16 protein-coding genes and 1 pseudogene are annotated in these 19,227 nt (G+C 64.6%); 12 read left to right on the top strand and 5 right to left on the bottom strand.

Annotated elements, in window-relative coordinates; genetic code table 11:
* Window positions 1-46 precede the first annotated feature (46 nt).
* From NCR37_RS22040 to NCR37_RS22005, 8 genes are all read left to right on the top strand, one after another.
* Window positions 47-838, top strand: coding sequence for an esterase/lipase family protein (locus tag NCR37_RS22040; protein WP_250474940.1), 792 nt, complete (start codon window positions 47-49; stop codon window positions 836-838).
* Window positions 839-890: 52 nt separating this feature from the next.
* Window positions 891-1,382: a hypothetical protein gene (locus NCR37_RS22035; RefSeq protein ID WP_250474939.1), complete on the top strand. Its 492-nt coding sequence runs from the start codon at window positions 891-893 to the stop codon at window positions 1,380-1,382.
* Between the two features lie 70 nt (window positions 1,383-1,452).
* Window positions 1,453-3,048 (top strand): WS/DGAT/MGAT family O-acyltransferase, encoded by a 1,596-nt coding sequence (locus NCR37_RS22030; protein WP_250474938.1) that lies wholly within the window; start codon window positions 1,453-1,455, stop codon window positions 3,046-3,048.
* Between the two features lie 193 nt (window positions 3,049-3,241).
* Entirely contained in the window at window positions 3,242-4,603 is a 1,362-nt protein-coding gene (locus NCR37_RS22025) for an MFS transporter (RefSeq protein WP_250474937.1), read from the top strand.
* An 81-nt stretch (window positions 4,604-4,684) separates the two neighbouring features.
* Window positions 4,685-5,245: a hypothetical protein gene (locus NCR37_RS22020; protein ID WP_250474936.1), complete on the top strand. Its 561-nt coding sequence runs from the start codon at window positions 4,685-4,687 to the stop codon at window positions 5,243-5,245.
* A 43-nt stretch (window positions 5,246-5,288) separates the two neighbouring features.
* On the top strand, window positions 5,289-5,783 hold the full coding sequence (locus NCR37_RS22015; RefSeq protein WP_250474935.1) for an MOSC domain-containing protein: 495 nt from the start codon (window positions 5,289-5,291) through the stop codon (window positions 5,781-5,783).
* A gap of 452 nt (window positions 5,784-6,235) precedes the next feature.
* Complete coding sequence (locus NCR37_RS22010) at window positions 6,236-7,072, top strand: alpha/beta fold hydrolase (RefSeq protein WP_248324266.1); 837 nt, start codon at window positions 6,236-6,238, stop codon at window positions 7,070-7,072.
* Between the two features lie 438 nt (window positions 7,073-7,510).
* Window positions 7,511-9,217 carry an AMP-binding protein gene (locus tag NCR37_RS22005; RefSeq protein ID WP_250474934.1) on the top strand — a complete coding sequence of 569 codons (1,707 nt, stop codon included), beginning with the start codon at window positions 7,511-7,513 and terminating at the stop codon, window positions 9,215-9,217.
* Between the two features lie 65 nt (window positions 9,218-9,282).
* Here the strand turns inward: NCR37_RS22005 and NCR37_RS22000 are convergent.
* Window positions 9,283-10,001, bottom strand: a pseudogene (locus NCR37_RS22000) (SUMF1/EgtB/PvdO family nonheme iron enzyme); the annotation flags it as partial.
* A gap of 103 nt (window positions 10,002-10,104) precedes the next feature.
* Window positions 10,105-11,907 (bottom strand): acyl-CoA dehydrogenase, encoded by a 1,803-nt coding sequence (locus tag NCR37_RS21995; protein ID WP_250474933.1) that lies wholly within the window; start codon window positions 11,905-11,907, stop codon window positions 10,105-10,107.
* A gap of 345 nt (window positions 11,908-12,252) precedes the next feature.
* Here NCR37_RS21995 and NCR37_RS21990 point away from each other — a divergent pair, with 345 nt between their 5' ends.
* The 4 genes from NCR37_RS21990 to NCR37_RS21975 all read left to right on the top strand — a co-directional run bounded on the left by NCR37_RS21990 (window position 12,253) and on the right by NCR37_RS21975 (window position 13,700).
* Window positions 12,253-12,579, top strand: a complete 327-nt coding sequence (locus tag NCR37_RS21990) for a TetR family transcriptional regulator (protein WP_350029076.1) — start codon at window positions 12,253-12,255, stop codon at window positions 12,577-12,579.
* A 9-nt stretch (window positions 12,580-12,588) separates the two neighbouring features.
* Window positions 12,589-12,786 (top strand): hypothetical protein, encoded by a 198-nt coding sequence (locus NCR37_RS28560; protein ID WP_350029075.1) that lies wholly within the window; start codon window positions 12,589-12,591, stop codon window positions 12,784-12,786.
* Window positions 12,787-12,872: 86 nt separating this feature from the next.
* A complete protein-coding gene (locus NCR37_RS21980; protein ID WP_250474932.1) occupies window positions 12,873-13,118 on the top strand; it encodes a hypothetical protein in 246 nt (81 codons plus the stop codon).
* Window positions 13,119-13,340: 222 nt separating this feature from the next.
* Window positions 13,341-13,700: a BON domain-containing protein gene (locus NCR37_RS21975; protein WP_250474931.1), complete on the top strand. Its 360-nt coding sequence runs from the start codon at window positions 13,341-13,343 to the stop codon at window positions 13,698-13,700.
* Between the two features lie 126 nt (window positions 13,701-13,826).
* Here the strand turns inward: NCR37_RS21975 and NCR37_RS21970 are convergent, their stop codons facing one another.
* The 3 genes from NCR37_RS21970 to NCR37_RS21960 all read right to left on the bottom strand — a co-directional run bounded on the left by NCR37_RS21970 (window position 13,827) and on the right by NCR37_RS21960 (window position 18,437).
* Window positions 13,827-15,272: a tyrosinase family protein gene (locus tag NCR37_RS21970; protein WP_250474930.1), complete on the bottom strand. Its 1,446-nt coding sequence runs from the start codon at window positions 15,270-15,272 to the stop codon at window positions 13,827-13,829.
* A 395-nt stretch (window positions 15,273-15,667) separates the two neighbouring features.
* The gene (locus NCR37_RS21965) at window positions 15,668-16,321 is read right to left on the bottom strand and encodes a hypothetical protein (RefSeq protein ID WP_250474929.1); all 654 of its coding nucleotides are present in this window, start codon (window positions 16,319-16,321) and stop codon (window positions 15,668-15,670) included.
* A gap of 16 nt (window positions 16,322-16,337) precedes the next feature.
* Window positions 16,338-18,437, bottom strand: a complete 2,100-nt coding sequence (locus tag NCR37_RS21960; RefSeq protein WP_250474928.1) for an alkaline phosphatase family protein — start codon at window positions 18,435-18,437, stop codon at window positions 16,338-16,340.
* Window positions 18,438-19,227: the final 790 nt, after the last annotated feature.

The raw sequence follows: 19,227 nt of genomic DNA, 5'->3' as shown, positions 1-19,227 counted from the left end.
CGTTCGGCATGCGCGGCGGCAACCCTCAATCAAACAAGGAATGCTCATGGATTCCCCGTCCGACCCTTCAGCGCCGCCGTCGAGATTTCTTCTGATGCTCGAATCCCGCGCGATCTGCGAGCTCGGCGCCTTTTACGCGGCCGTCCCGTTCCTGCAATTCGCGCCGACCGGCGACGGGCATCCGGTCCTCGTGCTGCCCGGTTTCGGCGCGAGCGACTTCTCCACGCGGCTGCTGCGGATGTTCCTGCGCAGTCGCGGCTACCACGCGCTCGGATGGACGCTCGGCGCGAATCTCGGCCCGCGCACGGGCGTCGAGGACAACATGCGCGCGAATCTGGCCACCATCGCCGAGCGTGCCGGCCGCAAGGTCAGCGTGATCGGCTGGAGTCTCGGCGGCGTGTTCGCCCGGGAACTCGCCCGCCATGCGCCGCAACTCGTGCGCAGCGTCATCACGTTGGGCAGTCCGTTCGCGGGCGAGCCGCGAGCCAATCATGGTTGGCGTTACTACGAACGGCTGAGTGGCCGCAGAGCCGACGACTGGCCGCAACGCGAGCTCATGAAAGAGCCGCCGCCCGTGCCGAGCACCGCGATCTACAGCCGCAGCGACGGCGTCGTGGCATGGCAGGGTTGCCTCGAACGCGTGAGCGCGACCTCCGAGAACATCGAGGTCGAAAGCAGCCATTGCGGTCTGGGTCATCATCCCGCCGTAATGTATGCGATCGCGGACAGACTCGCGCAGCCGGAAGGCCAGTGGCGGCCGTTCGACCGAGAGGCGGGCTGGCGGCGTTTCGTCTATGGCGACCCGGCTCGTGGCGAAGGGCAGCGTTCCGCCGCCTGAGTTCCCGCATTTAAGCGTTCCACACCTGATACAACCCGCTCAAGGAGGATGCATGACAAGCACGACGCAGGACTTCACTCAGCAAACCGATCAGCCGGCGTTTCCGCCGGGGCTGCTCGCGTATGGCAACTTCATCGAACGCTTCAGGGCGCGTTACCTGAACTGGCCGGCGATGGCCGAATCGCACCGCAAGGATATCGACGCCCTGCTTCAGGCGAACCGCGATGCCTACGACGGCTTCCATGCCATCGTCGAGCGGCGCAACGCGCTGCTGCTCGAAGAACTGGCGCAATGGACCGAAATCATCAACGGCCTGACGGGTCCGCAGGCGATCGCACAGCGCGCCGAGATCGGGCAGAAGTCGCTCGCGCGGGCCATGCAGGGAATACGCGAGCTCATTGAACTGGAAGGCTCCGTGCGCAACAGGACCTGGAAGGTGCTGCAGGACCGTGTGCAGGAAAGGGTCACGCATCTGCAAGGATCGTTGCAGCAGTCGGAAGCGCCACAGCAGTCGCAAACGTCGCAGACGTCGCAAAAGTCGTAACGGCCATCGGCAGGCGTGCCCGGGGTGGGAGCGATCCGGGTCACGGCGTGCCATCGGCATCAAAAACTATATGAATACGAGAGACACGGCAATGGACCATCTGAGCAGCACGGACGCTTCGTATCTGCATCTGGAAACACCCGAGACGCCGACGCATATCGGCAGTCTGATGCTTTTCGAGCTTCCGGACGGCTATAACGGCGATTTTTTCGAGGACGTCAAAGCGGTGCTGGCCAAGCGCCTGCATCTGTGCAGCCTCTTTCACCGGAAGCTCGCGCAAATGCCGTTCGAGCTGGCCGATCCCATCTGGGTGGAAGACGACGATGTCGATATCGACTATCACGTTCGCAGTCTCACGTTGCGTCGGCCCGGCACCATGGCGCAACTGGAGCAGCTGGTCGCCCGGCTGCACTCGTCGCTCCTGGACCGCAGCCGGCCGTTGTGGGAAGCCTATGTGATCGACGGCCTGGAGAACGGCCAGATCGCGTATTACACGAAGGTGCATCACAGCACCATCGACGGCAAGGCCGCCGTGGAAATGGGCAAGGTGCTGTACGACGTGTCTCCGGTGATCCGCGAGGTGCCGCCCGCGCGCCGCACGCGCCGCAGTCACGCGAACCCGCTCGGCGTCGTGGAACTGTTGCAGGCCGCTGTTTCCAACACCACGAAGATGTACAGCGACATCGGTGCGTTGCTGCCGACGGCTTTCATGGCGCTCGGCACCGCGACGCAGGCGGTCGCTTCGCGCAAGCTGACCGAGGACAAGCGCAGCCTCGACCTCGGGATCGCGCCGAAGACCATCTTCAATGCGTCGATCACCAATCAGCGTTCGTTCACCACCATGTCCTTGCCGTTCGACGAGATGAAGTCGCTCAGCAAGGCGGTGGGCGGCACGGTGAACACGCTCGTCATGGCCATGTGCAGCGGCGCGTTGCGGCGCTTTCTGGCCGAGCGCGACTTGCTGCCCGACAGCTCGCTGATCGCGATGGTGCCGGTCAGCCTGCGCAGCGACGACGACCGGTCCATGAACAATCAGGTGTCCGCGGTTCGCGTCGATCTCGCGACCGACATCGCAGACCGCGCCGAGCGCTTCAAGGCGATCCACGCTTCGTCGGAGTCGGCGAAGGCCATCGTCCGCGAATTGAAGCCGGTGCTCGGCGCGCAGGTGCCCGTCTTCGGCGCGCCGTGGCTGATGACGGGCATGGCGTCGCTCTTCGGGCGAACCGATCTGCAGAGCCGCTTGCCGAGCGTCGCCAATGTGCTGATTTCGAACGTTCCCGGCCTGCCGACCACGCTCTACATGGCCGGCGCGCGCATGGTGCATTACTACCCGGTGGCAATTCCGTATCACGGGCTCGCGGTGAACATCACCGTGCAAAGCTACGCCGGGTCGATGGAATTCGGCATCACGGCGTGCAGGCATGTGCTGTCGCAGGAAGAGTCGCAGGAACTCATCGGGCATCTCGTCGCGGAACTGGAGGCGATTCGTCGACTGAAACCTGCAGAAACCCAGGCCGTTGCGACCGAGCCCGCCGTCATGCAAGAAGAAGTGGCATCGGCAAACGAAGCGGCTACGCCGGAGGACGCGCCTGTCCGTCGCGCGCCCGGCCGAAAGCGCGCGCAGAACCACGAGGCAACGGAACCGTCGCAAGCCGCATCGAAATGATGTTCGCGACGCGGCGTGCGTGCGTGTCCCGCGGATGCGCATGACGCCTGCATGCATCGCTAGATAGACGGCGGTGCATGCGAGCGGCGCATCGAGGCATGACGCAATTCAGGCACGCGTTTAATACATCGTACTGCGAAGCATTCATCCTTCTACGCAAACCAGAACATATCAACATGTGAGGAGCAGCTTCATGAGCCAGTTGAACGAACCGGCCGCGCTTTCAGGCGGGGCCATCATGCAGGAGGACAGCGCGGCTTATCGCAAGGTGATCGGACGCCTGATGCCGTTTCTGCTCATCGCGTTCATGATCAACGCGATCGACCGGGTGAACATATCGTTCGCGAAGCTGGGCATGGCGCACGACATCGGCCTGAGCGACGCCGCCTATGGCTTGAGCGCAGCCGTGTTCTATCTGGGATATGTGCTGTTCGAAGTCCCGGCCAATCTCTATCTTCAACGTGCCGGCGCGCGGGCCACGCTCACGCGCATCATGATCCTGTGGGGCGCGGTCACGATGCTGACCGCGTTCGTGAAGAGCCCGAACCAGCTCATCGCGATGCGCTTTCTGCTCGGCATCGCGGAGGCAGGCTTTCTCTCCGGCATGATCCTGTATCTCAGCTACTGGTTTCCGTCCGCGTTGCGCGGCCGCATTACCGCTGCGTTTCTGATGTCGGGCGTGGTCGCGGGCATCCTCAGCGGACCGTTCGCCGGCTGGATCATGACGCACGTCGGCCACGACGCGTGGCTGCGCGACTGGCAAGCGCTCTTCGTCGTCGAAGGCATGCCCGCGGTCGTCATGGGCGTCGTCGCGTGGTTCTGGCTGACCGACCGGCCCGCGCGCGCGCAGTGGCTCACCGACGCGCAGAAGCAGGTGATCGCGGCGGCGCTGGCTGCAGAACATCAGCAAGCGGCCGGACATGCATCGTTCGCCGAGGTGCTGCGCAACCCGATTGTCTACGTGATGGGACTCGTGTACTTCTGCATCTACGGCGGATCCAACACGGTTTCCTACTGGATGCCGACGCTGATCCGCAGCATGGGCATCGACAATCTGAGCACGATCGGGGCGTTAGCCAGCCTGCCCTATGTGGTCGCGCTCGCCGGCATGTACCTTCTCGGGCGCAGTTCCGATCGCCGTCAGGAAAGGCGCTGGCATCTCGCGCTGACCATGTGCGCCGGGGCCGGCTGCTTCATCGCGCTGGGCTTCGCGCGCGGCCATCTGGCGTTGTCCATCGCGCTGATGAGCGTCGGCTGCGCGGCGGCACTGTCGGCGATCTCGCTCTTCTGGACCATCCCGCCGGCCTTGCTCAAGCCGGGCGGCGCGGCGGGCGGCATCGCGATGATCAGCAGCATCGGCACGACGGCAGGCATCGTGAGTCCTGCGGCGGTCGGCGCGATACAGTCCGCGACCGGAAGCCTGTACGTGGCTTTCGACGTGATGGCGTTTGGCCTGATCGGCGGGGCGCTCGTGCTGTTGATCGCATTGCGGCGCACGTCGGCTCCGGCCTCGCTTGCCGTCGCGCCGACCGGCAGTCCGCGCGAATCCGCATGATGGCTGGCGCCGCGCGCCCCGCAACTGATGGGCACGCGGCGTGCTCCGTGCCTCCAGCCTCAATATCGAAAGCGAAGCGGCATGAACATCGTCTGTGTGGCGTGGGGGTCGTTGCTATGGAACCTGAAAGGGTTCCCCATCGACGGGCAATGGCGCGAGGGCGGTCCGCTGCTTCCGCTGGAGTTCGCGCGTCATTCCGACGGCGAGATCGTGAGTCTCGTCGTCCTGGAATCGGGACCGTTGCAACCCACATTCTGGGCACGCGTCGCTCTCGACTCCCTCGACGCCGCGCGCGAGGCGTTGCGCGCGCGCGAGGATGTCCGCGCCAATGTCGTCGAATGGATCGGGAGCATTCCCGCGCCTCATGGCATGGCGTACCCGCAATCGCATGCCATTGCGTCATGGCTCGAACGCAACGGGGCCGACGCCGTGATCTGGACGGCGCTGCCGCCCAAATCGCGCGAGGTCAACGGCCGCATGCCGAGTGTCGATGAAGCGGTGACTTATCTGCAATCGCTCGGCGAAGAAGAACGCAACCGCGCCGAAGCCTATGTCCGGCAATCGCCCGCGGGCATCCGGACGCCGTTTCGCGAGCGCTTCGAGGACGCGTTCGGCTGGACGCCGACCAGCGCGGATAGCTGAACCGCGGCAGAATGGCCCATCGCCGCGCTGCGCTCATTCACCGATGCCGCTCAATCCCGATTCCCCACTGACCCGCCTCATGCTCGCGCCGGTTCGTGCGGGCCATGTAGTCTGGATCGGCCTGCGCGCGGCGCTCGTGGAAGTGCGCTCGGTCCACGCATCGACGGACGAAGGGCTCGAAGGCGATCACTACAGCCGCACGCGCGGCAACCGGCAAGTCACGCTGATCGCAGCCGAAAGTCTGCGGGCAATTGCGAGCCATCTCGGGCGCGAGCACGTCTCGCCACTGGATCTTCGGCGCAACATCGTCACCGAGGGCATCAACCTGAACGCGCTGAAGGACCGGCAGGTCCGCATCGGCGGCGCGGTTCTTCTCGTGACGGGTGAATGTCATCCCTGTTCGCGCATGGAAGAAACGTTCGGCGTCGGTGGATACAACGCGGTGCGAGGTTTCGGAGGCGTCACGGCGCGCGTCGTGGAAGAGGGCGTCATCGAGACCGGCAGTCTGGTCGAGCCGGTCGGTACTACGCAACTTTGAAGCGCAACGGCGGACGAGGGCCGGCATCTCATCTGCCGCGCATAGCGAACTCACCGCGAGACGGCCGGCGCACTGTCCGTCAACCGGCTTACTGCTGGTGCACGACAGGCGCAGCAATCATGCAGATATCGCTGAATCAGTGAACACTCGCACCGGCTTCGCGCACGGCGGCGTCATCGTGCGCAACGCGCCGCGCCGGTCATCCCGCTAAGCGTTCGGCATCGCATCGTCCCCAACTCTGGTATCCGGACACCTCCGTTGCAAGGCACGTCGCACCAGTGCAACAATGCATTGCATCCGCCGCTCTTCCGTCAAGATGCCGGCGTCCGTACTCTCCCCACATCGCGTTGCGCACTTCGTCGTACCAGCCGCCACTCACGGTAGCGGCTGTCACATTGGCGCCGGAAAATGATCGCCGGCTCATGCTCCATAACGTCAAAAAGGAAACGACCATGCCGTACGTCACAACGAAAGACAACGTCGAAATCTTCTACAAGGACTGGGGTCCGAAGGATGCGCAGCCGATCGTCTTCCATCACGGCTGGCCGTTGTCTTCCGACGACTGGGACGCGCAGATGCTCTTCTTCGTGCAGAAGGGTTATCGCGTGATCGCTCATGACCGGCGCGGTCATGGCCGCTCGACGCAAGTCTCGGAAGGGCACGACATGGACCACTACGCGGCGGACGCCTTCGCCGTCGTCGAGGCGCTCGACCTGCGCAATGCGGTGCATATCGGCCATTCGACGGGCGGCGGCGAAGTGGCGCGCTATGTGGCGAAGCACGGCGAACCGGCGGGGCGCGTGGCCAAGGCCGTGCTCGTCAGCGCCGTGCCGCCGCTCATGCTCAAGACCGAAGCGAATCCCGAAGGTCTGCCGCTCGACGTGTTCGACGGCTTTCGGAAGGCGCTCGCCGACAACCGCGCGCAGTTTTTCGTCGATGTTCCCGCGGGCCCGTTCTACGGATTCAATCGTCCGGGCGCGACCGCGCATCAGGGCGTGATCCAGAACTGGTGGCGCCAGGGAATGATGGGTAGCGCGAAGGCGCACTACGACGGCATCAAGGCGTTCTCCGAGACGGACCAGACGGAAGACCTGCAATCCATCTCCGTGCCGACGCTCGTGCTGCATGGCGAGGACGATCAGATCGTGCCCATCGCCGATGCCGCGCTCAAGTCGATCAAGCTGCTCAAGAACGGCACGCTGAAGACGTATCCCGGCTTCTCGCACGGCATGCTGACGGTCAACGCGGAAACGCTCAACGCCGACCTGCTCGCGTTCATTCAGTCCTGAACGACAGGTTCAGGCGACCCATGCCGGGCTCGCGCAAGCGAGCCTGCGCTGCACGCGGCGGCGCGCGGGTCCGTGAGGAGTCCGCGGCTGCCGCGTTCGTCATTCAGGCACCGCTGCGTGCCACCGCGCCCCGGCCGCCGGGCGCATGTTCCCCCGAATACAATTCCAGTCCGAGCTCGCCCTAAGCTGCGCCGCTCCCGCTTAAGCACGCGCTTCATCCATTTCCGTTGCCGCGTCCCCCCTATTTACGGGTGGGCGACGCAGAACGGTATCAGCGTATTGTTGTGTCAGCTCGCGTACGACGGCGGCGCGCCCTCGACGGCATCACGCCGGCACCGTTGCAGCGAGCGAGCGTCAGCCTTCGGCCGAGGCGGCACGCGCGGCAGACGCCCACCAAGCCCGGACGCGGCACATCATCAAAAAATAATGGGAGACATCATGAGCGGTACGAATTCGGGAACCCTGGTTCATCGCTTTCTACACTGGGAGCAAGCGCAACCCGACGCGATCTATCTGACCGAACCGACGCCGGACGGACACGTCGTCGACTATACGTGGAAGGACGTCGGCGACGAGGCGCGGCGCATGGCCGGCTGGCTGCGCTCGTTACAGTTGCCGCCAGGCAGCTCTATCTCCATCGTCGGCAAGAACAGCGCGCACTGGATCATCGCGGATCTGGCCATCTGGCTCGCCGGGCACGTTTCGGTGCCGCTCTATCCCACGATCAATCCCGATACCGCCCAATACGTCTTCGAGCATTGCAACGTGCGCGTGGTATTCGTCGGCAAGCTCGACGGCGTAACCGACGCATGGAACGCCATCCGCAAAGTGGTTCCCGCGAACGCGCGGCTCGTCGGCCTGCCGATGTCGCCGCCCACGCCCGATGCGTCGTGGTGGAGCGATATCGTCGCCGATACCGCGCCGCTCGAAGACGTGCATCTGCCGTCGCCCGACGAACTCGCGACGATCATCTACACCTCGGGCAGCACCGGGCGTCCGAAGGGCGTCATGCACAGCTTCGGCACCATCTACGCCTACGCCACGCGTTCCGGCGACTTCGGCGGCTACACGCCGGCCGACCGCGTGCTCTCCTATCTGCCGCTCGCGCACACGGCGGAGCGTTCCTTCGTCGAGGCGAATTCGCTCTACAGCGGCTTTCGCGTGTTCTTCAACGACAGCCTCGCCACGTTCGTGCAGGACTTGTTGCGGGCGCGGCCCACGGTCTTCATCTCCATGCCGCGCCTGTGGACCAAGTTCTACCAGGGCATCTGCGCGAAACTGCCGCAAGAGCAACAGGCGGTGCTGCACACGGACACGCCCGAAGCCGCCGCGCTCAAGCGCCAGATACTGACCATGCTCGGCCTCGACGCAACGCGGCTCGCGTTCACCGGCTCCGCGCCGCTGCCGGAGCAGATTACGAACTGGTATCGCGCGCTTGGGCTCGAACTGCTGGACGTCTACGGCATGACGGAGAACTTCTCGTATTCGCACTACAGCCGCCCGGGCCTCGTGCGCCTCGGCTATTCGGGTCAGGCGATGCCCGACGTCGAATGCAAGATCGCCGAGAACGGCGAGATTCTGCTCAAATCGCCGACCATGATGCTCGGGTACTATCGCCAGCCTGAACTGACCGCCGAGAGTGTCACGGAGGACGGATTCTTCAGGACGGGCGATCGCGGCGAGCTCGATGAGATCGGCCGGCTGAAGATCACCGGTCGCGTAAAGGAGATCTTCAAGACGAGCAAGGGCAAATACGTGGCCCCGGCGCCGATCGAGAACCGGCTGGGTCATCCGAAGGTGGAAGCGGTCTGCGTCACGGGACCGGCGTTCGCGCAACCGTTCGCGCTCATGATGCTGTCGGCGGCGGGACAGGGCGACCTCGAAGCCCCCGCGACGCGCGAAGCGATGCGGGCGGAATTGCGCGCGTTGCTGGACAACGTGAATGCGACGCTGGAAGACCACGAGAAGCTGGACTTCATCGTGGTCGTGAAGGATTCATGGCGGATCGACAGCGGCCTGCTCACCCCAACGATGAAGATCAAGCGCGGCAGTATCGAAGAACATTACCTGTCGGCTGCCCGTGCGTGGGCCGAACTCGGGCAATCGGTCATCTTCGAGGACGAAGTCCTGCAGGCGCAACACTGACGCTGGGAGCATCGCTCAGAACGCCGCGCGCTTGCGAAAGCGCGCGGCGTTTTGCGTTAGCGGCAGTTGCCCGCCATGTCGAAGAGCCATAGCCGTTGGCCGGAAAACTGCCGACCGGCGACGTGCCGACCTGCACCTTGTCATGCGCGTCCGGAAGATTGACGGGGAACGCGTGGGCGCTGTCATTCCAGGTGTTGGCCATCTGCCGGCCGCCCGGCGCGAATTCCGCGCCCCACGCAAAGTCCGCCTGTTGCAGGCCGCCACGCGCGGCATATTCCCATTCGGCCTCGGTCGGCAGCCGCTTGTGCGCCCAGCGCGCATAGGCGAGCGCATCCTCGTACGACACCTGAACCACCGGATGATTTTCCTTGCCGACGATGCTGCTGTCAGGCCCGGCCGGATGCCGCCAGTTCGCGCCGGGCACGAACTTCCACCAGCGCGTGTAGTCGTTAAGCGGCACGGGGGCGTCCGTGCCGGCAAAGACGAGCGCGCCGGGCACGAGCGTGCTCTCGGGCGGACGAGGCGTGCCCGGCGGCAACTGCACTTGCAGATCTTCTCAGCGAGGCTTGCGCTCGGCCGTGGTCACATAGCCCGTCGCCGCGACGAAGCGGGCGAACCCGGCATTGGTGACATCGTGCCGGTCGGTCCAATAACCGCCGAACGTTTCATGCTGTCTACGATGGTTGTTCGCCCGCCGGACGGGCGGCGAGTCGGTGCCGGCAAGCCGATGCCGCGAGCCCGATGCGCAATGTTCGCGTCGCTGCCGGCGCCGGCGATGCGGCACGTTACGAGATTAGCGATGCTGACCAACGCGCCGCCTCCTCTGAAATAGCGGGCGGCGCGTGTAGTCCTTGCGTGGCCTTCGCTGCGAGCGAAAGCGCCTTTGCTCAGAACTGCTCGTCCCGCAGTGCGAGCACGCCGTCGTCGCCTCGTGCGCTCAGAATCGCGACTTCGAGCGTCAGGGCGCGCGGCAGAACGTGCGTCGCGTAGAAATGCGCCGTCGCCTCCTTCGCGCCGCAGAAGAGCGGATCGCCCGCTTGCGGCGCCGATGCGGCCATGAGCGCGCGCGCCATCTGCCAGCCGCACAGCACGGTGCCGGAAAGCATCAGATAAGGCACGCTGCCCGCGAAGACCGCGTTCGGGTCCGACTTGGCATGCGTCAAGATGAAGTCGATCGCACGCGCGAGCGCGGCGCGGCCCGCACCGAGATGGCCGTGCATCGCCGCGAACGCCGGGCGAACGCCGAACGCCGGATGCGCGCGCAATGCGCCGAGCGTCTGGTCGATGCGCGCCAGCATTTGCGTCGCGACCGCGCCGCGATCGCGCAGCGTCTTGCGGCCGAGCAGGTCGTTCGCCTGAATCGCCGTGGTGCCTTCGTAGATCGGCAGAATGCGCGCGTCGCGATAGTACTGCGCCGCGCCGGTCTCCTCGATGAACCCCATGCCGCCGTGCACCTGAATGCCGATGCTCGTCACTTCCACCGACAGCTCCGTGCTGTAGCCCTTGACGATCGGGACGAGAAATTCGTAGATCGCGCGGTGTTCGGCGCGCACGGCGTCATCGGCATGGTGCTGCGCGATATCGTGATGCGAAGCCGCTGCGTAGGCGAGGGCGCGCGCGCCTTCCGTGAGCGCGCGCATGGTGGCGAGCATGCGCTTCACGTCCGGATGGCGGATGATCGGAACCGCCCGCTCCGACGAGCCGTCCACCGGGCGGCTTTGCACGCGTTCCTTAGCATACGCGGCCGCCTTCTGGTAAGCCCGGTCCGCCATGCCGATTCCCTGCAGGCCGACAGCGAAGCGCGCCGCGTTCATCATCACGAACATGTATTCGAGGCCGCGGTTTTTCTCGCCGATGAGAAAGCCCGTCGCGCCGCCGCCATCGCCGAATTGCAGCACTGCCGTCGGGCTCGCCCGGATGCCGAGCTTGTGTTCGAGCGAGACGCAGTGCACGTCGTTGCGCTTGCCGGGCGAGCCGTCCGCGTTCGGGAGGAATTTCGGCACCAGAAAGAGCGAGATGCCCTTGATGCCCTCGGGCGCGTCCGGCGTGCGCGCCAGCACGAGATGGACGATATTCGACGCCATGTCGTGCTCGCCCCACGTGATGAAGATCTTGGTGCCGAACACGCGATACGCGCCGTCTTCCGCCGGTTCGGCGCGCGCGCGCAGCAGGGCGAGATCGGAGCCGACCTGCGGCTCGGTCAGGTTCATGGTGCCGGTCCACTCGCCGCTGATCAGCTTGGGCAGATACCGCGCCTTCTGCTCGGCGGAGCCCGCGAGCAGCAAGGCGTCGATGGCGCCGTCGGTGAGCGACGGGCAGGTGCCGAACGACAGGTTGGCGGCCATCAGCATTTCGAGGCACGGCGCGGCGATCAACTTGGGCAGCCCCTGGCCGCCGAACTCCACGGGATGCATCAAGCCTTGCCAGCCGCCTTTCACGAACTGCGCGAACGCCTCGGCGAACCCTGGCGACGCGCTCACTTCGCCGTCGCGCCAGACGGGAGGCTGACGGTCGCCCGCCGCGTTCAACGGCGCAAGCACTTCGCCGCACAGCCTCGCGCCTTCTTCGAGAATGGCCCGCGCCGTGTCGCGGGTTGCATCGGCGCAACCGGGCAGCGCGGCGACCGTATTGAGTCCGGCGAGCTCGGTCATCACGAACATCATGTCGCGGATGGGCGGGGTGTAGCTCATGGTTCTTCCTGAGTGGTCTGAGGGCATGACGACGCCGGCCTCAACCCGATTGCGATCGTGGCGGACGAGGCGGACAAGGCGGACGATGATTTCGCGGCCGAGCCGGTTCTGACCGGCATGGTGGCGCATCGGACCGACGCTGCCGCCCCTCGAAACGAGGGGTGAACGCGCGCGGGCCACTGCCTATAGTCGGAGCGGACATGTCGCGGGCCGCAGCGCGCGGCCGCCATCATCGGGGGAAGGAATGCTTTAACGGATCGTCCAGCGACACTGGCCGGGCACGACTGCTTGGTCCGCGTGAAGCGGCCGCGGGGCCTTCGCAAGGCGCCGGAGCAGGCTCACTCCGTGGCGCTCGTCACGGCGTTGAAGGAGACCGGCCGCAGCATTCTGGAAAACGAAGGACGCGAAGCGCTGACGGCGTTGCGCGTGGCGGAAAGCGCGGGCGTCGCCATCGGTTCGCTCTACGAATACTTCGCGACGATGGATGCGCTGATCGGCGCGGTGTTCGACGACTACCGCAACGAATCGCGCGATGAGCTGCTCGCGGGCATCGCGGCATTGCTGCCAGGCGCGACGCTGTTCGACGGCATCCCCGAGCGGGACTTTGCCGCCGCGCACGCCGCCGCCCGGCAGTCGCAGTTCGCGCAGCTTGACGCGCGGCTGTCCGGCTAGCACCAGTTGATGCACGGGCTTGCCGGCAAGCATGACGGTCCATTCCTGCCACAGGCCCGGCACGCCGGCCATTCGCGCGTAGGCGAGCTTGGTGCCGGTCTCGCGCAGCAGCAAGTAATCGAACTTGGCGCCGTTCGCGCCGCCGATCAGATGAACGGTGGTGACGCACCAGCCGGCGTCGAGCTGTCGCTGATGCCGGGATGCTGACGCCGAAGACCGGACTCGGCGTGCATCGCAAGAAGATGCTGCTCGATCCGGCTTTCAACGTGCGCTCGATTCACTAAGACGAACTCGTGCGGCTGGTTCTCGTCAAGGCGGAGGAAATCTGGCATCTGGGCACGACGCCGGCATGGATGGCGCGCTTCCAGTCGGAAATCCGCGTGCGGGACGCGGAAAAGGCGCGGTTCATGGTGCTTCACCCGCTGCTTGCGCTGCCCCGCGCGATGGTGCCCGAACGGCCCGACTCTCTCGCCGCACCGGACACGCCGTATCTGCTGGCAAGAATGATTCACGCGCTGCTCACGACCGAATCACGGTGAAGGCGCGGCCTTCCGTACCGCGCTCGCCGGTCGCGCCCCCTATTCACGAGGGGGTGAGGCATCGGGTAATGCGCCTATGCTTGCCGTGGCAAGAGGACCGTGGGCGACGGCGTTTCGCGGTACGAATGGTTTCAGGTTCGACAGCGGGCGCGCGTTGCAGGTCCAGCGTTGAAGAACATCTGCCGCGTCTGCATCGGCTGGCGCGGTCATTTCAGGGGAAACATGTTGAAGAATTTGAAGAAATACCTCCTTCTGCCGGTGTTGTGCGCGACGGTGGCTCTAGCGCATGCGCAAGCCGCGAGCGGCGTTCCCGCGAGCGCGGACGCCGCCTCCGCCCCTCGTCAGCAAGACAAGACCGCTGATCGCGCGCTGCGCAAGGACGTCATCCGCTCGCTCACTCGCACCAAGGGGCTCAACACTGCGCGCATTACGGTGCGAGTGAAGAACGGCGCCGTGATGCTGCAAGGGTCCGTCGCGGACCAATCGGAGATCGATGTGGCAACGCGCGCGGCGTCGAACACGCCGGGCGTCACGTCGGTCAAAAACAGCCTCACCATTCAGGGGCCGATGGGTAGCGAGTAGGTAGCGAGTAGGTAGCGAGTAGGCAGCGAGTAGGCCGGCTTTCGCCCGCGTGACGAACAGCGCGAGCACAAAGAAAAAAGCCCGTCGCAATGCGACGGGCTCTTCGCTTCGATGCCGCCAGCAGCGTCAGTCGGCAGTCGTCGCGAGTTCGAGGCGCAGTTCGTTCATCGACATGACGACGCCCGTCGGCGAATTGTCGCCATTCACGCGCACGAGCGAGACGACGACTTGCTTCAGCTCTGCGGGCGTCAGGCCTCGCAGCGCATCATTCGCCGGGAGCATCAGCGTGCCGCCCGCATGGTGCATGGCCGCCGACACTTCGAACGGTCCAATCGTTCCGACGAAGCGCGCTTGCGCGCTCGGATCGGCGTCGCCGGCAGACGGCAAGTTGACGTACACGTTATAGAAATAGCCGCCTTGCTTGCCGAGCGACGTGACCGTCACAGTGTCGAGCACGATCTTCGCGAACTTGGCCTGACCGGGCGCTGCCTGGGCGTTCGGGTTGGCGTTCGTGGCCGCGGGAGTCGTCAACGTCGACGTCACCGCGGTTTGCAGCGCCGTCACATCCGACGATGCCAGCGAGACCGCCGCGCTCACCGAATGCTCGCTGAGCTTGAGATTTGCCACGCCGCCGAGCGAGCGGCGACCGTTCCCGATGGAGCGGGGCCCGGTCGCGCTGAAGTTGCCGATGGCCGGACGCGTGCGGATCGGCGGAATCTGCGCCTGCACGCGGATGATTCTGCCCACCTGCGCGCTCGGCGGCATGGACGTCGGCAACGAGTTGTTCGCGTACGAATAGCCCAGCGCCGAAGGCTGATACGTCTTCGACTTCGCTATCGTGAGTCCCGACGCATACGTGAACGAGCCGTTCCAGTACGAATCCGTCGGCGACGGATAATTGGTTCGCGCGAGGCCCGCCCATCCGTCGAACAGGCGGTCGACGTTTGCGTGATGCAGATAGAAGATAGGATCGGTCGGCGACTGCATGTCGGCCATCCATCCACCGATAATGTCGTGCACCGGATTGTGCGGCGCATTTTCGAACGACGCTTCGTAGGAATTGCTGGTGCCGCGCTGGAAGTTATTGACCTGCGTCGAAAAGGGCGCCATGGTCAGCGCGTTATAGACGTTCGAGTTCTGGCGGCCCGACACATACAACGGATTACCCGTCGCGCTATCGAGAAACTCGCTCGGAATGGTCGGATGCGCGTAGTAATCCCAATAAGGCAACGTGAGCGAGCTGTCTCCGCTTACGGTTCGCAGTTGCTGCTCGAAATAGTAGAGATAGCCCCGGTGCCATGCAAAGAAGTACGGGGCCATGTGCGGGCAATAGTTCAGGTGAACATTCACCCAGTACGTCCAGGATGTCGGCTTGCTGGCGTCGGTGACGGCCTTCATCAACTTGATCGCGTTGAGAAACGACGCATACTGCGGCGTCGTTTTGAACGTTTGCCATTCCACCCGGACATGGCCCGTGGTAGCGGTCATGCCGGGAATGGGAAGCGACATTAACGCCGCAGCGGACGCGGAGCTTTTCAGGAAGGTCCGGCGGCTATAGGGGTTCTTTGCCATATTGATTCTCCTACGGCTAAATCGATGTTTGGTGCGAGGGGACGCGTTAGGGCCGTGTGCACCGGCAGATGCACAGGCGAAGTCATGAGTGCGGTATCGGACCGACCGGACATACGATACCCGTCATCGCGCGCGCGGTGCGCCGCAGTTGCCGCCCGAATGTGGCACGGCGCACACTATGCAGTTCTGCGAAGCCGCCCGTGAAGGGCATTTGTAGGAAAGAGCCGGAGGAGGGCGCAATCGGACCGCTGCGGTCGCGGCAGTGCGCCGCGGCTCTCGCGCAACACTTTGTCCGTGTGCGCTTCAAGAAATCCCACGCTGACTGGGAGGTGAGAAGCGCGCCGGCCCGCTCTGCGCTTGTATTGGTTCTATTGAGCGGCGGGCCTTAGGCGCGTTCAGTCGTTGTCAAGCTCGGCGTTCGCATCATTGCGCACGAAGCCGGCATCGTGTAATTGGAAGGTATCGTGCGGCAGGCGTTCACGGTCGACCGCCGTCACGCGCCACACGACGCCTTGCGATGGGGACCAGATCACGAGCGGCAAGCGGTCCTTTTCGCTCCAGCAGACGCGATGCGTCTCGCCCGCCTGCTCGATCCCATACCACCGGCAGCTCGACAAGGGCGCGTCGGTGTCCGGCGGCGCCTCGGCCGGCACGATGCGGTACGCGCCGACCGGATGCCGCAATCCGTGCGAGAGATCGAACCAGTCCGAAAAGCGCCCCAGACGCACGAGGTTGTTCCGGTCGATGCGCGTCGTGATGCGCTTGTCGTAGTCGACGACGATCATCTGATAATCGTTCGGATCCGACGCGTCGCGAATGACGTACGTGTCGACGGCATCGTCGGTGCGGCGGCGCAGGCGCGACTCGCCATCGCGCCACACCTGCATCGTGTGAAGCCCATCGCGCGCCGAATACTTCGCCGTGAAGTGGAGCGTCGGCGGCTCGCCTTGCGCGGAAAACGCGGACTCGAACGTCGGCGCATGCGCCTTTTTCGGCGAGCCGTGCGCGGGAAAACAGATCAGAAACGCGCCGCACAGCGATGCGAGCATCGCCGCGCGGCCGCGCTTAATGGCGAATGGCCTTGGCATAGTCGAAGTAGCGATAAGTCTTGTTGTCCACGGTCAGGTCCTTGACCGCGAGGTTGATCGTGTAGGTGCCCTGTGCAAGAGACGTGTCGGCGGTGGCGCCGGTCGGGTCCGTGGGCAGCTCGAAGCGCAAGCCCGTGGCGACCGAAGGCGGCGCGACCACCGACGCCGCCACGCTCGGCGTCGCGCTGCTCGCGGCATTCTTGAGCGATTCGTTGATGATGCGCCCGTCCGCCTGCGGCATCGAAAGGCCGAGCAGATACGCGACCGTCGGCGCGACATCGACGTTGCCGGTCGGCGTGCTGACGACCGTCGACGGCTTGAACGACGGACCGTTCGCGATCAGCGTGTTGTGCACGTCGTTGATGCCGAAGCTGCCGTGCATGCCGCGCTGTCCGCCCACGCTTTCGAACTCGATGCCCGGCATGCCCTGGACGCTCGTCTGGTCGTCCCATGTGAAGCTCGCGACCACGTCCGGCTGGCCGTTGTTCTGGCGCTGGGCGTTCTCCAGGTTCACCATCGACATCGGCAGGGTGCCCGGCAGGTTGCCGTAGCGGCTATCGACGAAGATCGCGCCGAACTCTTCGCGCTGTTGCAGCACTTGCACGAGCTTGCGGATGGTGGCGGGATCGTGGCCCGGCACGTAGAAGTAGTCGGAGCCGCCGTTCGCCGCAATGACGATGCCGTTCGCCGGCAAGCTGCCGACCGCCGGGACCTTGAAGCTGGCGACGGGCGCGGGCAGGCTCGCGCTGATCGCCTGATATTTCGTGTTGGCCGCGCCGCACAGCGTGCCGGTCGTGTCGTTCTTCACGGGCACGGTGGCCGTGCCGTTCGCCGTCAGACCGTACATGGCCGAGGTGACGCAGGCGGAACCGTCGTAGGCGTTGAAGCCGCGGAAGGTGAGAAGGTCGGCCGAGCGCACGTCGCCGGAGAACGAGTAGCCGTTGGCGTTGACGGCGCCGAGCGCGGCGGCGTCGCTGCCGCTCGTCGAGCCGTTGACGGGGCTGCCCGAAGGCGGCGTCGCGGACGGCGTGATCGCGCGCAGCGGATATAGCGCGAGCGGACCCGACACGGTCGAATGCCCGTGGTCCGACACGACGACGATATTGGTGGTCTCGTAGAGATTGTTGGCTTTCAGGCCTGCGATCAGCTCGCCGAGTCGCGCGTCTTGCGAACGCAGGCCGGCCTTCATGTTCGACGTGCCGGGACCATAGCCGTGCTCGACGTTATCCGGCGTGCGGAACCAGATGAGCGACAGCATGGGCTGCTTCTTCGGCAGGATGTATTGCGTGAAGACGGACATCATGTACTTGTTGGCCGCGTCTTCCGGCGCGCCCTGCGTCGTGTCGGCGCTGTCGCGCGCGGCGACCGTGAGCTTGGCCGCAGGATCGTAGGCCGTCGTGTTGAACGTGACGTAGCCGGCGCGCGCGGTCGGATCGCCGTTGGTGGAAGCGAGCGTGACCGCGTCGTTGCCGGAATAGCCGAACACGGTGTTCTTCGGCACGGCGATGTTCGCGGCCTGGAGTTCGGACACGAGGCTGCGCGGCTGCACGGTGTTTTCGTCGAGGAAGTAGCCGCCCTGATTCAAATTCTGGATGTATGCCGCGCCGGATTTGCCGATGGCGGCCGTCACCATGCCGGCAGCTTGCGCGGTGGCGAACAGGCTTTTGACGAGCAACAGCTGGCCGCCGTAATAGTTATTGAGCGTGGTCAGGACTTGATAGTCCTCGGTGAACACCGGATCGACATAATCCTGAGCCCCGCCCGTAGCCGACTTGCCGACGGGAATGGTGTTCGTCGCGCCTTGCGGCGGCGTCCAGAACGTGTTGCCGTAGAAGCCGCTCGTCTTCGGAAACGAGCCCGTCGCAAACGACGAGCCGTTCATCATCGTGAAGGTCGGATACGTCGAGTGATTGTCGGTGAAGTTGACGCCGGCCTGACGGAGCGCATAGAGATTCGGCGTATCGGCCTGGGTGACCGAGTCGGGGCGCAGTCCATCCCACACCATGATGACGGTGCGCGTTGCCTGCTGAGGGTTCGGATGCGACGCGTCGTGACCGCCGCAACCGAGTAGAGACACACTGCCCACCAGGGCCATTGACCAGAAACGCAGGCTCGCCATTCGATTCGCTCCGTTAGTCTTAGACATCGTTTAGAGGAGCGAGGCTAAAGACGCCGGATTACAAGGAAGTGACAAAGCTTGCGATTGTGGGATTTCGGCGTTGAATGGATTACGGAAGCCATACGTTTGGCTGGACGTCGCGTGGACAGAGGGGCGTTACTTCGGCCGAGCGAGGGATGGGTCGGTGGTCAGCCTGTGCGAGTGCGCCTGGAGCGATGATGGATGTCGTAGAGGGCGTGGCGTTCGGCGTAGCTTCCGTGCGCAATGTGCTCTCGCTGAATGCGGTCGTATGCGATTGGTAATGTAAGCCTTGCATTTGCTGCGTGAGCGATACAAACACCGGTCAGCCAGTGCGAAGCCGCGAGAAGGGACAACCAGCCGAGGCCCGAACCACGTTCCGCCATCGGCATAGCTAGTTGACATAAGGTTTATTAACGTCGCACTGGCTGTAGGCCCTAGATCAAAGTGTCGCGTTCTGGCATAAGTTCATCGTCAGACGAGGGTGTCTAGGAACGCAGACCTTGAATACGACTCGGACATCTCAATGACGATGCCCGCACCAGGCCGGCATCTTCTACTCAAGCTCCACGTTCAAGGCGTTCCCGACCTCGAACGCGAACGCAGACTACAACTGAATGCTGCGACTGCCCTTGGAAGAACACCGAACCCGCGTTCGGAGGCACGCTGAGTCGACGGCACTTCAACACGTTGATCGACCACGCCGATAGTAGCAGCGTTTTTCCGGCCA

This window comes from Caballeronia sp. GAFFF1, from assembly GCF_023630705.1.
GTDB lineage: Bacteria > Pseudomonadota > Gammaproteobacteria > Burkholderiales > Burkholderiaceae > Caballeronia.
The sequence above is the reverse complement of the archived record's forward strand: the minus strand, read 5'-3'. Positions and strand labels throughout refer to the sequence as shown.